This window comes from Shewanella sp. NKUCC01_JLK (assembly GCF_019345615.1).
In the GTDB taxonomy this organism is placed as follows: Bacteria; Pseudomonadota; Gammaproteobacteria; order Enterobacterales; family Shewanellaceae; genus Shewanella; species Shewanella oncorhynchi.
In genome coordinates, this window is the sequence record NZ_JAHKRD010000006.1 from 122,047 (window position 1) to 135,475 (window position 13,429).

The window sequence follows — 13,429 nt, forward strand, 5'->3', positions numbered from 1 at the left end:
TCGAAAACTTCCCACAATTCACTGGCCGAATAGGTCGATTAAAGTGCCGCAATCATACCATCCAGACGCACTTCCCCCTATAATGGCGCCAATTTATTGAGCCTCTTTGATTGATATGGCAGCCAAATGACTGAAATTACAACTTTAAGCCAGTTTTTAACCACAGCCAAAACCCAGTTCCAAGTGTATGATCTTGGCCGTAGGGTGCAACATATTGATATGCTCGCGTTTCACCAAATCGAATCTCTGTCAGCCCCTTATCCTTATCCCATTCAAGGGCATGCACAATTTGCTATTGTCTTTTGGGATGCTAGCCAGCAGCACTTTATTTGGTTTCTAAAACTGGCGTTAGATGAGCAAGGATTACTGTCGCCCGCGCCTCGCTCACAATTTATCGAAATGATATTAGCGGCACTAGGGCAAGATCCCACTCAGCCGCTCAGTGATGAGCAGCAAGAACGACTCGCAAATAATCCCTTTAATTTCAAGCCAAACCAGGAAAAACTGGCCGTATTTAACGCACTCGTTCGTAAACAACTTGGCCAACGCGCTTCATCACAATACGAGTTTGCCGTGCAATATCTGTCAGGCCAAGTTGCCCCATCACAATGGCAACATATTGGGATGCAAGGCATAGCCGATGTGTGTGTACGCGCAAAAGAATTTGATCATGAGCAGCACTTGGTATCGAGTTTTAATACAGCCGCCATTGAAGTGCAAATCGCCCTATGCCAATGTCTTGAACACTTACTGATTAGCGACACTCTCGCCGATAAGATTCTCGCGAAACTTCAAGACGCAGCGCCAGAACACCAAGCCTATTTCCTTCGCGCTTTGGCTTCTAGCGCCAAACACAGCCAAAAAGCGTTTGCGCATCTACACGGCCAATCCTCTTTAGATACCAATGCCCTCATCAGCATTGCCGGACGTAACTGGTCGGTATTAAAACAAGATTCAAGTCGCAGTCTTTACTTAGAAGCTCTGGCACTGCAGCCCCAAGCCTTTTTTAATCAGGTCTTTGCTGATATTGTGGCAATTCCTAGTTTGCGCAATCAACTACTAGGCGAATTAAGAAATCCCAATCGAAGTGTTCAACTATCACAAGCCATAGGTGGTTTGTTTAAGGCAGCTAGCAAATGATGTCAGATTTACTGTTAATTATTGGCCTCGTCGTGATTGCCGCATTCTTTTGGCAACTACGCCAAATGGCAGAGTTGAGCCGTATTTTTGCCGAAAAAGAATGTTGGCGACAAAAAGTGCAACTGTTAGCCATTGCTATGGAAACTGCCCGCCCTAGCATTGGCGGCACGACGGGGATCTGCTGGAAGGCGAAATATTTATTTGAATTCAGCACCGACGGCATTAACCAATACCGTGGCCATATTTGGATGCAAGGCAAGAAAATTCAAAAGATTGAATGGCCTATCTTCCCAGAGCCCGAATGGCATGAAGCGCCGACGTCACAGGGTAAGTTTGGCGGGTGTGGTACGCAAAGTGGTTGTAACTCAGGCAAATGCCATTAAGCTTTTATCGACAATGTTGGCTCAAATAAAATGTGAGCCAGAATTGAGAATAATCAGTCATTCTCTGGTGCTACAAAATAACTCACTGTAAAAGTTAAAAAAGAAAGGGCGCGGCCCTAAAGCCACGCCCTCCTATTCTCTGTTAAGCTATCCCGCTATTTTTGTGCTCCCTGCACCATCCATGCGTCAATCTGCGTCCTGCTTCATCCCTGCTCAATCCTTGAGGTCCTTGTACTCATGTACTTCCCTATCTCTTGGTCATCCAGTCCCAAGCTTGCTCTTTCCTGAGCGGTTCCATCATCATCCATGAAACGGGTATTGCATCCATTCAATTGCACTCCCTGTGCCATTGCCATCCTATGCAATGAGTCTATCAATCCTTGATAGTCTCCCTTCCTTGGTATTGGCTCTCTTTCATCCTGAAAGGCCTATATCCCTATCTTTCCTTAAGTCACATTCCTTAGTCACTGTTCGATCATCCTGATCGCAAACATCCTGTTGCCCGCAATTCCTTCTACAAGATGAATTCTACGCCAACCAACGAAAGTACTCATTGTGGATTATTTAAAATGTTAACAAAAATGGTGAGCTCAACTGATAACAAACAGGTTAACCTACTGATATGAATATAAATAATAACACCCCCCAAGACATAACCATCCTTTGAACCTACAAATTACTTACATACTTGTAGGAGATCTCTTACACGGAAGATGGCAATTCGAATCAAAAGTAAGCAAAACGCTAGATGTCTCCCCTGAGGACTTATGCATAAACCGCTATCGCTCAAAATTCGACAAGCATTCGGCGCATGACCAGAACACAGACAACACAGAGAGTAAATCATTGGGCAATAAGAGAAGTAGGACTGGTGAACATGCTTTACGGTGAGAAGTCTTTAAGCAGAGTTAAGATAAAGTCTGTGTGAATAGCGTTATAGCTTGGCAAAGCCAGATTAATGCTGAAAATGAACCAAAGAAAAGGGCGCAACTAAAGTGCGCCCCATTTATCCTTTGTAAGCCGTCCTGCTCGATTTGTGCTCCCTGCACCATCCATGCGTCTGCTTGCGTCCTGCGTCGTCCCTGTAATCCCTTTTCGTCCCTGTGTATCAAACTTACGTGAGATAACACTCAGTCCCTTGACCTGTAAATCCTTTTTACAGAGCCTGTCACTTCCTATGACGTATTCCTATTGCATCCTGCAAAATTTATTTTCCATAGATTAGTACAAGCTGTTCACCCTTATACTTTATCCTTATCTCGACACATCCTGTTTCGAGTTCATGCTTAATCCTTAAGCGTGTCCTGTATTCTTCCTGAAATTCATCATCCTGACGATACAACTCACTGTCCCTAATCATCCTTGAAAAGCAATCCTGCTTTTCCTTAGCCTATCCGAGGCGAATGACAGTTTTCCTACCGTCAGCGATTTCAACCTTGAAATCTTAATTCGTTGCTTCTTGCGTCCCTTTGGCCTGTTTCGCTTTCCTTGCTATCCATTTGCTTTGGCCATGAGTGAATTCTACGTTAACCCTAACTTTTTTGTTCGGCTCAAAGAACGGACTACAAAATTAATTACGGACCAACCAAAGAAAAACAAATACAACCCAATGATTCTATTTAAAATTAAATATTATAGGACAAAAAACAATCAAAAAGAAAACATTATGTCCTACAACGTTTGTAAGCGATCTCTCACACGGGCATGGGCATCTCACTCGAGCAGTTTTTTTAACGTTTAAAAAAGCGGCGAATCATCTGCGCAAACATCACCCAATCTGCCATCAAACTGTAAAAAGGATACTGAAATGTCGCGGGTCGATTCTTCTCAAATACGAAGTGTCCCACCCACGCAAAACCATAACCAACAATAGGAATAAACCAACATAGCCACCAGGCTTGTGAAACCAAGGCAATGCCAATCAGCAGCAGAACTAAACAACTGCCAACAAAGTGTAATTTCCGACAAGTCGGGTGCTGGTGTTGGGATAAATAGAAAGGATAAAAATCGGCGAAACGTTTATAAGAGTTAGTCATCTTGTTGAACCGAATAGAATAAAAGCTGGCCATGGACACTGCCGATACTCAGCTCGCCTATGGATACAAAGTCATGCTGAGTAAACAGTTGCAAGTGTTTCTCCTGAGCGATAAACACACCAATGCCATCCAAATCAGGCTGTTCATCACACCAACTCACCACAGCTTGCACTAACTTATGTCCAAGTCCTTTGTGCTGTTCATTTGGTGCAAGAGCAATAAACTGCAAAATACCGCAGTGCTTACTGGGTAAAAGTTCAATAATACTGGACTCTTTGTTCATTAGTGCTTGAGTCGATTGCCAACCTGTACCTAACAACATCTTTAAGCGCCAATGCCAATAACGCCCTTCCCCTAAAGGCACTTCTTGAGTAACTACACAGGCTAACCCAAAGAGTCTTTCATGGTCGAATAAACCAATGAGGGCTTGTTTTTGTTGCCATAACGTATTGAGTTCTTCCCTGATTGCGGCGCGCAATTTTTGCTCATAAGCGGCTTTGTCTGAGGTAAAGAGTGAATCGACAAAAAAAGGATCATCATGGTAAGCGTTATAGAGAATAGAAGCGGCAATGCGTAAGTCTTCCGCGGTCAAATAGACTGCGCGGCAGTCCTCCAGAATTTCATTGTCCATCGTTAGCATTCCTTGACTTAGCTCACACTTTTTTATGCGTAACTGTTAATCTACCAAGGAAACTAAAAAGTGCAAATTTTAATCATAGATTGCATTTTTCAATCAGGCGCTTACTCTAAACGAAGGCACTATACTGAAAAGGAAATAATGATGGATACAACTCCAGTAGACTTAAGCCACTTGTTTGAGCAACTCGGTTTAGACAGTAGCGACGAGGCCATAGCGCAGTTTATTGCAACCCATGATATCGACCATCACATCCATTTAAGCCAAGCGCCCTTTTGGACCCCAGCCCAAAAGAGCTTTATCATTGAAGGTTTAGAAGCCGATGCCCTCTGGACTGAGCCCATTGAGCAATTAGACACTCAGCTACGTAAACGATAAGACTCGTTGGTTCAGATTTTACCGTAAGCCGTTTCACCCCAACCCACTAAGGCATTGTTGCTCAGCACGATAGGCGTGCATTCATCCTTAGTGGTTTTTCCATCGCCATTATTACGCTGGGTACGATAAAACAACACTAAGACTTCTTTATTGGCTTCACCTTGTTGAGCACTTTGTTGAATATAGGCTTCACTAAAATCAGCGGTGCCCATTAAGATCATCACTTGGTCTTTAGGCATACCTAAGCTCAGCTTGGTTAAGTTAGTGCGATTTTTATCCTGCACTTTCTCCCAAGATTCGCTGCTATCCCAGCCCGATTCTCCATCACCGACATTGACCACGCAGCCGCTAAGACCTAAGCTTGCGAGCCCTAAAAAAGTGATGGCGATAAGTTTGTTATTCAATTTATGGTTCATCATGTGACATCCTGTGTAATTATTATTGAAGCTTAAAAAATGGTATTTCGGCTGGACAATAAGCAAAATAAATGCCACAAGACAACACACTGTTTTTAAATGAAAAAATTAATTATTATTTTAAAATTGGTTTAAACAATTCAACAAATTAAGGAATTTTGCTAATTATGAGTCCCCTTGACCAAGTATTAGCGGCCGCACGTTCGCTCGAAGCCTGCGGTAAAGTACCGAGCCTTGCCTTAATTAAAACCCGTTTAGGTAGTAGCCTACCTTTACCTATATTGATCCAAGGCTTACAGCAATTTAAATCTATGCCTAAGGCGGATCGCGAGCGTTTAGCTGAGTTGCAAACTATCAGCCCTACAACTGACACTCCCGCAACTAACGATACCTTAACCCTTGCAGTGCTCGCCGAGCGCCTGCAGATGCAACAGGCGTATTTTGAACGTCATGCTGAGCAGCAAAAAACAGAAATAATGCAATTAAAAAACGAACTGCTTGAACTTAAACAACGCATCAACTTATTAGAAATCCAAGGAAAAACAGCTTAATGTTTGTCACTGAACTGCGCTTCGAATGCTTCGCCGACACCACGATATCTGCCGCCGAGAAGGCAATTAATCAGCTCCTTGAAGCCTATCGAGCTAATGGTCAAATCTTAGGGCGAGAATTTGCGGTCGCCTTTAATGATGGTGAGTTTAGAGTGCGTTTATTGATGCCAGAGAAAAGCAGTTTAGCGCACAAATATCACAGCCCTTGGGTCAAAAAAGCCTTAGTAGAATTAACCGACGCTAAACTACTCGCGCCGCGGGAAAAGTTTATTGGTCAGGATATCAATTCTGAAGTAAGTAATACCGAAACACCCAGCTGGCAACTGCTATACACCAGTTTTGTGCATATGTGCTCGCCCCTACGCAGCGGCGACAATTTATTGCCCATTCCCCTGTACCGTTTACCCGCAACCTTTAATGGCGATCATAAGCGCATTATCCGTTGGCAGAGCGAATGGCAAGCCTGTGATGAGTTACAAATGGCGGCGGCCACCAAGGCAGAATTTGCCGCACTTGAGGAATTATCGAGTCCGGACAGTGATTTATTTCGTAGAGGTTGGGATTTGCGCGGTCGTATCGAATATCTCACTCAGATCCCGACCTATTACTACTTATATCGCGTTGGCGGCCAAGATTTAGCCACAGAAAAAACGCGACCTTGCCCACGTTGTGGCAGTCATGATTGGAAACTCGATGAACCTTTATTGGATATGTTCCATTTTCGCTGCGAGCCTTGCCGCATAGTGTCGAATCTGTCTTGGGATCATCAATAACATCTGTTTATCCCCTTGCAGAACTCAACCTAAGATAAGCCACGCTTAGGTTGAGTTAATACTTAGGTTGATAATAAAAATGTCGCTCACAGAAGTTAACGTTTACCGAAAAGGTTTTGCCACATACGTTTAAAACTGGCGAAAATACCAGGATGTTCTAATGCGGGCATAGGTAATTCTTCATGTTTAACGGGTGGTGCTATCCGTGGCGATAATGCTTCGATAAACGCAGTCAAACTCGAGGACAATTGCTCAGATTGCACTTCACCAGGGATTTCAATCCATACGCTACCATCACTGTTATTGATGGTGAGCATTTTATCTCCCTCATCTAACAGACCGATAAACCAAGTTGGTGACTGCTTCAGTTTTTTCTTCATCATCAGATGACCAATCAAGTTTTGTTGCAGGCAGTTAAAATCGTCATCATTCCAGACTTGCAGTAACTCCCCGGTGCCCCACTTAGAGTCAAATAATACTGGGGCGGAGAAATAATGACCGTAAAAATCATTGATCTCTGGCCATAAAGTTAACTCCAGTGCATGCTCTACATTGGCGAAACTGCCTTCAACTTTGCGTTTCACTGGCTGCCAAGGAACGGCCTGTTCAAGATCCGGTTGAAATTCGCCTTGAATACACACAGAAGGCTCACCCTGTGGGTAATAACGCGGTAGTTCACCTAAACTCGTTAAGTAAGCTTGATGATAGTTTTGCAAAAATTTATCGAGTGCGGGCAGACAAGACACTTAAGCACAATCCAATTTCAGGTATAATGTGCGCCTATTTTGACATGGAAACAGTATTGATGACACAGAATCACGATCCCTATAGTGATGCGCAAGCGCTTGTTGGCCTGACTTTAGGTAAAGCCACCGACTACCAAGCCGAGTATGATGCGTCGCTGCTGCAAGGGGTTCCACGCTCACTAAACCGTAATGCTATTGCACTCACTGGGACGTTACCGTTTCATGGTGCCGATATCTGGACGGGTTATGAGCTGTCTTGGTTAAATGCCAAAGGTAAGCCTATGGTGGCCATAGCTGAATTTCATTTAAGTTATGAAAGCCTGAATCTGATTGAGTCGAAATCGTTCAAACTGTATCTCAATAGCTTTAATCAAACCAAGTTTGATAGCCTAGATTCACTGCAAAAAACCTTAGTGCAAGACTTAAGTCAGTGTGCTCAAGGTGATGTTAGCGTTAAGATTATCGAGCCCAAAAGCTTTGGTATTCAGCGTATTATTGAGTTACCTGGCACTTGTATTGACGATCTCGATATTGAAGTCAGCGATTATAGTTTTAATCCTGATTACTTAGTTAACAGTACAGACGATAAGCAAACGGTCGCGGAAACGCTTAATTCAAACCTGCTGAAATCCAACTGTTTGATCACTTCGCAACCCGATTGGGGCAGCGTGATGATCCGTTATCAAGGCCCTAAAATCGATCGCGAGAAACTACTGCGCTATTTGATTTCTTTCCGCCAACATAACGAATTCCACGAGCAATGTGTCGAGCGAATTTTCGTCGATTTAAAACGTTTCTGTCATTGCACTAAATTGACGGTTTACGCCCGCTACACGCGTCGCGGTGGTTTAGATATCAACCCTTATCGCAGTGACTTCGAGCAACCTGGCGAAAGCCACAGACTCGCAAGACAGTAATGACCTTCTTAGGCTATTAGATTAACAATCTGAGATAGAAAATAAAATTTAAAAACTGCAACAAAGCTCTGAATCGCTAGCCCTAGCTGCTCGCTAGATTCAGAGCTTTTTTATTCACAGTGTTTGCACTCGCATTGAGCAATAAACGCCGTAGCCATTGATGGCTCGGGTTTTGGGTATATTTACTGCTCCACACCATATACAAATCAATTGGCCGAGTTTTCAGGGGCATAGGTAAAATCTGTAAGCCGAACATCTCAGCGTACTGACTGGCGTACCGCAAAGGCGCTATGCCTATCGTCTCACTTTTGCCGACAGTTGCAAACATACTCAATAAAGATGATTGCTCACTGTACATTTTGCGCCTTGGTAACACGCCTTCGGTAAACAAATCCCCTGCAGTCAAATTAAAACGCCGCATATTTAAAAAGACGTGTTTCTCCTCAAAATACTGCCCATGGGTGATAGCACCTTGAATACGAGGATGCTGCAAACTGACGATACAAACGAGGGTTTCGGTGAAGAGTAATTTACTCGAGAGCAAACTTTGCTGCGCGGGCTTAATGTCTATGGCAACGGCGACCCGCTCAAGCAAAATATCGCGATATAGATCATCCTCCTGCGGCGGCGACTCGCGGAAAATGACTTCAATATCCGCATTCTGTAACAAAGCCTGCACGCCTGATTGCAGCGCTTCGATAACCGACTCATTAGCATATACATAAAAGCGCCGCTGGCTCGAGTTGGGATCAAAATGCTCAAACCCCAGTAATACGGTTTCAATATCTGCCATGGGCTGCTCAAATTTACGGTACATCTCCCGTGCCACCGATGTAGGCTCAATTCCCCGTCCAACCCGATTAAACAGCGACTCCCCGACCCAAGCCCTAAACCGACTTATCGCATTGCTCACAGATGACTGAGTTAAATCTAACTCCTGCGCCGCTTGGGTGAATGAACGAGTACGGTAAACCACCATAAACACGCGTAATAAATTTAAATCTAATGGCTTTCGTGTCGGCATAAGGGAGTGCACTCATTCACTATATGAATATTACAACCCAAGCTAACTCGAGTTATATAAATACACAAGCTGGCTATACTCAAACCATCAACGACACTATCCCACTTTTCGGTAGGTAAAATAATGCAAAAATCTTTGATGACAATGAGTATTATCGCAAGCTTCTCTTTAAGCGCCGTGGCCGCTGAACACGAGCATGAACATATTAGCCTGCACTATCAGGGAAAGCCTGCCACCGAGCAAACCATTGCGGTAAACAAAGCCAAGGCAGCAAGCCTTAATTTTGCCGATAAAAAAGCCTTTGAAGAGTTTTCTAAAAATCTTATTGCTGAGCTAGATGAACCAACAGCAGCCATTTTACGTGCCGATTTCAGCTTTATTGGTGACAAAACCCCAGACACAGTCAACCCTTCACTTTATCGCCAAGCTCAATTGAATATGGTGTCTAACGGCTTATACAAGGTCACAGATGGCATTTATCAAGTGCGTGGCACCGACTTATCGAACTTAACCCTTATCCGCGGTAAAACAGGCTGGATCCTTTATGACGTACTGCTGACCAAAGAGTCAGCAAAGCAATCCCTTGAGTTTGCGCTTAAACACTTGCCCGAGGGCAATGACTTACCCGTAGTCGCAATGATTTATTCCCACAGTCATGGAGATCATTTTGGCGGATCCCGCGCCATCAAAGACATGTTCCCAAACGTCAAAGTCTATGGTTCCAATAACATCACCAAAGAAATTGTCGACGAAAACGTCCTCGCAGGTAATGCCATGAGCCGCCGCGCCGCCTATCAATACGGCGCAACATTAGAGCGAAACGATCAAGGCATTGTCGATGCCGCACTTGCTAAGGGATTATCCAAAGGCGAAGTGACCTACGTTAAACCCGATGTCACCTTAAATGCCAAAGACAAGTGGGAAACACTCACCATTGATGGTATCGACATGGTGTTTATGGATGCCTCAGGCACAGAAGCCGCCTCAGAAATGGCCACCTATATTCCCTCAATGAAAGCATTGTGGACCGCAGAGCTCACCTACCACGGCATGCACAACATTTATACCTTACGCGGGGCAAAAGTCCGAGATGCGATAAAATGGTCTAAGGATATCAACGAATTACTGACTCATTTTGGTAATGATGCACAGGTTATATTCACTGCCCACTCAGCCCCCGTATTTGGCAATACTGATATAAACCAATACTTAAGAATGCAAAGGGATAACTATGGCCTAGTGCATAATCAAACCCTGCGTTTAGCCAATAATGGCGTGGGTATTCAAGATATTGGCGATGCGATTCAAACCACTATCCCTAAGGCTGTGCGCGATACTTGGTACACCAATGGTTACCATGGCACCTACAGCCATAATGCCAAAGCCGTGTACAACATGTACCTTGGCTATTTCGATATGAATCCCGCCAACTTAAACCCACTACCGACAAAAGATGAAGCGACGAAATTTGTGGAGTATATGGGCGGTGCCAAAGCCGTAGTGAAACACGCCAAAGCCGACTATGCCCAAGGCGAGTACCGTTTTGTGGCCACCGCACTCAATAAAGTCGTGATGGCAGAACCTAATAACGAAGAGGCAAGACAATTACTTGCCGATACCTATGAGCAACTGGGTTATCAAGCCGAAGGTGCTGGCTGGCGCAACATTTACCTCACTGGCGCCCAAGAGTTACGCGTAGGCATTCAACCCGGCGCGCCTAAATCGGCCTCTGCAGATATTTTAGGAGAAATGGACATATCGACCCTATTTGACTTCCTCGCCGTAAAAGTCGATAGCCTCAAAGCTGCTGAACTTGGGCTAATCAGGCTTAATGTGATTAACCCCGACACCCAAGAAACGCTCTATGTTGAACTAAGTAACGGTAATTTAAGCAATATTAAGGTTGATAAACCGATGGAGGCCGATGCCAATCTTTATATTGATAAACGCTATATTACGGGGATTTTACTCGGAAAAGTCACACTTAAAGAGTTACTGGCTAAGGGTACTGCCAAGTTAGAGGGTGATAAAGATGCCTTCGGTAAGATAGCGTCGACCTTAGTAAAGTTCGATGAAAGCTTTGAAATCGTCCCACTACCAAGCGCGAAATAACCAAATCAACGCCCTGAATCTTCAGGGAGTTTTATGGAAAAATTACACTAGCACTAACCATTCTGACACTTGGCGAGTCGTGTTCTGTAAGCAAAAGAGTGAAGTACGGATAGTCATTTGCACGGCATGTTCTCTCGTGCAATCTTTAAAGGCTAGATTAAAGTAAGAGAATTAATTCGCAGACTCTGGCGTTGGGACTGAAGTTTTGCACTCAAGCAATAACTGCTGAAAATGCGCGCCTAAGTCTTGCTGGGCAAATTGCTCACTCGCGGTCACCATTTGCTTAAGGCTTTGTAAGGCTTGATCTAAACCTTGTTGCTCGATAAGACTTTTAGCATAGGCCGCCGCATCGGCGCCCTTTTGTAGCAAGCTCGCGACCTGATCAAAACTGATGTCTTGCTCCATTACTTTCTGTAAGTCCCCCAGCAGCTCTGCCACTTTAGCAGACTCCACCAGCGAGCCTTCAACATTGACTAACTTACCCAGCGGATCTTGGCTGAGTTTTTCAGCCACACAGGCCGAAACTGTGCCTGCTGCCGCGCTTTGAGCCACAACATCTAAGCCATTGGCACGAATTTGCTCAACCACTTGCTGCAACTGTGGATCTTGGGCTAACCAAGCCTGCTCCAATTGCTGCTTTTCATCGCCACCAAAATAACCACAACCAGATAGCAACACCATCATAGTGGCAGGTATTAGGCACTTAATCCGTTTCATTGTTAAACCTCATTTATTTCATTCAAATTCAAAATATTATGGGCGTGACTATACCCAGCAATGTTTAACCGAAGATGAATAAGACCAGTTAACCATAATCGGCAAGTAAGGCTTCTATGCTGCTCAATTGCGCCGTTAGCATTATGGAAATATCGGTGTTACCAGCATGCCCTAAGCTCACGGCAAAACGGTACTCCTCGGTCAAACGCCCAAAATAGGTTTGCCAATACAATGAACTTGCATCAATGGTTTGCAGCGGGATATTAGGATCGACACTCAGCAAAGGCGCCACACCATAGAACGGCATCAACGCTGCATCTTGGCATCTAAGCTCAACCGATCCGGCCACCAATTGCTCGAATGGCTTTAGATCAAAGCCGAAGGATTTAAGCGACTGCGCTAAACCTAGACCTGTCGCCTTGATATAGGACTCCTTTAACGCCCATAAATCGAAAAAGCGCTGCCGTTGACTCGCTTCATCGGCGAGAGCTAATAAAGCCGCAGTTTCTTGGGCGGAAAAATAGTGATTTAGGATTGGATAGATATCCGTCTTCGGCCGCGATCTTTCAATATCGACCCCAAATAAACCAGACTCAACACCATGAAACTGAGCCACACCAATCAATAACCAATCGCCGCTATGGCTTAAGTTAAACTCAAGCCCCGTTTGCTGTTGCAATTTTGCCGTTAAACTCGGCTTACCCTTAGCGCCATATTCAAAACACCACTCGTGTGGCGATAAATCCGCATAGCGAGATAACACGGCCCGCAACGCTGCCCTGACCTGTAATCCCTTCATTTGCGCCTTGGGATCGCGATAACGCGCGACCTTGGCGAGTTCATCATCACTTAACCAAGACTGAGCGAGTGATGTTTGCGGCAATGAAATATCACTCAGTGGAATAAAAAATAGATCCACATTCACGCCGTTTTTGCTAGATGTTCTGGAGTCGGTCATTTGAGAGCCTTGCAGGACAAAGCCTTGCGGCTGATGGTTATCATTGTCTGGCTTTTTGGAGAGCACTTAGCAACATTCATATCTGGGTATTGTCTTGGTTCATCATTCTCTGAGTTCATTATGCATCTTAAATAGTTTCAACTAAGCCTGAGTTCAATTCTTAGCAGCACTCTAATTAGAGCAATTCTTAGAACGACCCTGAACGCCATCCTATGCGCAAATTTTTTGCTGCAATTGCGCCAAGGTTTTGCGCCCAAATTAACAGGTTTAGCCGCACAGTCTGATTCCTTGCAGAGGAGGCTTAAGCCAATATTGGGCTATTTTACCCCGCTAACTCAAAAAAGCGGTCTTTATCGCCCCTAAAAATTTAATTCTTCCACTATCAAAGTATTAAAAAGCCCAAGCGGTCAACGAAAACCCAACATAACGCACAGAAAATACCATTACTCAACGAAAGCCAATAAATTCCAGTCCCAGATGATTGTATCGACCCGAAACCTCAGGTAATCTGCATCCCCATTAAGTGACACAGATGATAAGCACAGGTTTTACGATGAGTGTCACTATGTTCTTCAAGAGTGCCACAGCTGACTCAGCCAAAATGGCTTCTCAGTCCCAATAGATTATGTCGGATGATAATT

The 13,429-nt window shown here is 44.4% G+C and carries 14 protein-coding genes; 7 read left to right on the plus strand and 7 right to left on the minus strand.

The genetic code is table 11. From position 1 onward, the window contains the following. Positions 1–126 precede the first annotated feature (126 nt). Together KO537_RS08315 and KO537_RS08320 are read left to right on the plus strand one after the other, a co-directional pair. A complete protein-coding gene (locus KO537_RS08315) occupies positions 127–1,140 on the plus strand; it encodes a DUF3549 family protein (RefSeq protein ID WP_219234228.1) in 1,014 nt (337 codons plus the stop codon). Then, positions 1,137–1,523: a DUF3301 domain-containing protein gene (locus tag KO537_RS08320; RefSeq protein WP_105249728.1), complete on the plus strand. Its 387-nt coding sequence runs from the start codon at positions 1,137–1,139 to the stop codon at positions 1,521–1,523. The genes KO537_RS08315 and KO537_RS08320 overlap by 4 nt, the downstream gene beginning before the upstream one ends. Before the next feature lie 1,730 nt (positions 1,524–3,253). On the opposite strand, the gene KO537_RS08325 is transcribed toward KO537_RS08320, so the two are convergent. Further along, positions 3,254–3,559, minus strand: coding sequence for a DUF962 domain-containing protein (locus KO537_RS08325; RefSeq protein WP_131523812.1), 306 nt, complete (start codon positions 3,557–3,559; stop codon positions 3,254–3,256). Then, positions 3,552–4,190, minus strand: a complete 639-nt coding sequence (locus tag KO537_RS08330; protein ID WP_173245858.1) for a GNAT family N-acetyltransferase — start codon at positions 4,188–4,190, stop codon at positions 3,552–3,554. Before KO537_RS08330 ends, KO537_RS08325 begins: the two co-directional genes overlap by 8 nt. A gap of 150 nt (positions 4,191–4,340) precedes the next feature. On the opposite strand from KO537_RS08330, the gene KO537_RS08335 reads away from it, so the two are divergent. Then, on the plus strand, positions 4,341–4,574 hold the full coding sequence (locus tag KO537_RS08335; protein WP_028760620.1) for a DUF2789 domain-containing protein: 234 nt from the start codon (positions 4,341–4,343) through the stop codon (positions 4,572–4,574). 11 nt (positions 4,575–4,585) lie between these two features. Here the strand turns inward: KO537_RS08335 and KO537_RS08340 are convergent, their stop codons facing one another. Then, entirely contained in the window at positions 4,586–4,993 is a 408-nt protein-coding gene (locus KO537_RS08340) for a DUF3192 domain-containing protein (protein ID WP_028760621.1), read from the minus strand. 164 nt (positions 4,994–5,157) lie between these two features. On the opposite strand from KO537_RS08340, the gene KO537_RS08345 reads away from it, so the two are divergent. Both KO537_RS08345 and KO537_RS08350 read left to right on the plus strand, forming a co-directional pair. Further along, a complete protein-coding gene (locus KO537_RS08345; protein WP_131523814.1) occupies positions 5,158–5,541 on the plus strand; it encodes a hypothetical protein in 384 nt (127 codons plus the stop codon). Then, complete coding sequence (locus tag KO537_RS08350) at positions 5,541–6,314, plus strand: Zn-ribbon-containing protein (RefSeq protein ID WP_131523815.1); 774 nt, start codon at positions 5,541–5,543, stop codon at positions 6,312–6,314. The genes KO537_RS08345 and KO537_RS08350 overlap by 1 nt, the downstream gene beginning before the upstream one ends. Before the next feature lie 95 nt (positions 6,315–6,409). Here KO537_RS08350 and syd read toward each other — a convergent pair whose 3' ends face one another. Continuing rightward, on the minus strand, positions 6,410–7,060 hold the full coding sequence (syd, locus tag KO537_RS08355) for a SecY-interacting protein (protein WP_173245867.1): 651 nt from the start codon (positions 7,058–7,060) through the stop codon (positions 6,410–6,412). Positions 7,061–7,119: 59 nt separating this feature from the next. Here syd and queF point away from each other — a divergent pair, with 59 nt between their 5' ends. Further along, positions 7,120–7,977 carry an NADPH-dependent 7-cyano-7-deazaguanine reductase QueF gene (gene queF / locus KO537_RS08360; protein WP_105249734.1) on the plus strand — a complete coding sequence of 286 codons (858 nt, stop codon included), beginning with the start codon at positions 7,120–7,122 and terminating at the stop codon, positions 7,975–7,977. Between the two features lie 82 nt (positions 7,978–8,059). Here the strand turns inward: queF and KO537_RS08365 are convergent, their stop codons facing one another. Then, entirely contained in the window at positions 8,060–9,001 is a 942-nt protein-coding gene (locus KO537_RS08365) for a LysR family transcriptional regulator (RefSeq protein WP_219234229.1), read from the minus strand. A 123-nt stretch (positions 9,002–9,124) separates the two neighbouring features. Between KO537_RS08365 and KO537_RS08370 the strand changes: the two genes are divergently transcribed. Further along, a complete protein-coding gene (locus KO537_RS08370; protein WP_219234230.1) occupies positions 9,125–11,113 on the plus strand; it encodes an alkyl sulfatase dimerization domain-containing protein in 1,989 nt (662 codons plus the stop codon). 171 nt (positions 11,114–11,284) lie between these two features. Here KO537_RS08370 and KO537_RS08375 read toward each other — a convergent pair whose 3' ends face one another. After that, on the minus strand, positions 11,285–11,830 hold the full coding sequence (locus KO537_RS08375) for a hypothetical protein (RefSeq protein WP_105249737.1): 546 nt from the start codon (positions 11,828–11,830) through the stop codon (positions 11,285–11,287). An 88-nt stretch (positions 11,831–11,918) separates the two neighbouring features. Beyond that, on the minus strand, positions 11,919–12,788 hold the full coding sequence (locus KO537_RS08380; RefSeq protein WP_219234231.1) for a 4'-phosphopantetheinyl transferase superfamily protein: 870 nt from the start codon (positions 12,786–12,788) through the stop codon (positions 11,919–11,921). Positions 12,789–13,429: the final 641 nt, after the last annotated feature.

Excerpts from the sequence above, each read along its gene's own strand:
- KO537_RS08315 (WP_219234228.1), top strand. The coding sequence starts at position 127 with ATGACTGAAATTACAACTTTAAGCCAGTTTTTAACCACAGCCAAAACC.
- KO537_RS08320 (WP_105249728.1), top strand. The coding sequence starts at position 1,137 with ATGATGTCAGATTTACTGTTAATTATTGGCCTCGTCGTGATTGCCGCA.
- KO537_RS08325 (WP_131523812.1), bottom strand. The coding sequence starts at position 3,559 with ATGACTAACTCTTATAAACGTTTCGCCGATTTTTATCCTTTCTATTTA.
- KO537_RS08330 (WP_173245858.1), bottom strand. The coding sequence starts at position 4,190 with ATGGACAATGAAATTCTGGAGGACTGCCGCGCAGTCTATTTGACCGCG.
- KO537_RS08335 (WP_028760620.1), top strand. The coding sequence starts at position 4,341 with ATGGATACAACTCCAGTAGACTTAAGCCACTTGTTTGAGCAACTCGGT.
- KO537_RS08340 (WP_028760621.1), bottom strand. The coding sequence starts at position 4,993 with ATGATGAACCATAAATTGAATAACAAACTTATCGCCATCACTTTTTTA.
- KO537_RS08345 (WP_131523814.1), top strand. The coding sequence starts at position 5,158 with ATGAGTCCCCTTGACCAAGTATTAGCGGCCGCACGTTCGCTCGAAGCC.
- KO537_RS08350 (WP_131523815.1), top strand. The coding sequence starts at position 5,541 with ATGTTTGTCACTGAACTGCGCTTCGAATGCTTCGCCGACACCACGATA.
- queF (WP_105249734.1), top strand. The coding sequence starts at position 7,120 with ATGACACAGAATCACGATCCCTATAGTGATGCGCAAGCGCTTGTTGGC.
- KO537_RS08365 (WP_219234229.1), bottom strand. The coding sequence starts at position 9,001 with ATGCCGACACGAAAGCCATTAGATTTAAATTTATTACGCGTGTTTATG.
- KO537_RS08370 (WP_219234230.1), top strand. The coding sequence starts at position 9,125 with ATGCAAAAATCTTTGATGACAATGAGTATTATCGCAAGCTTCTCTTTA.
- KO537_RS08375 (WP_105249737.1), bottom strand. The coding sequence starts at position 11,830 with ATGAAACGGATTAAGTGCCTAATACCTGCCACTATGATGGTGTTGCTA.
- KO537_RS08380 (WP_219234231.1), bottom strand. The coding sequence starts at position 12,788 with ATGACCGACTCCAGAACATCTAGCAAAAACGGCGTGAATGTGGATCTA.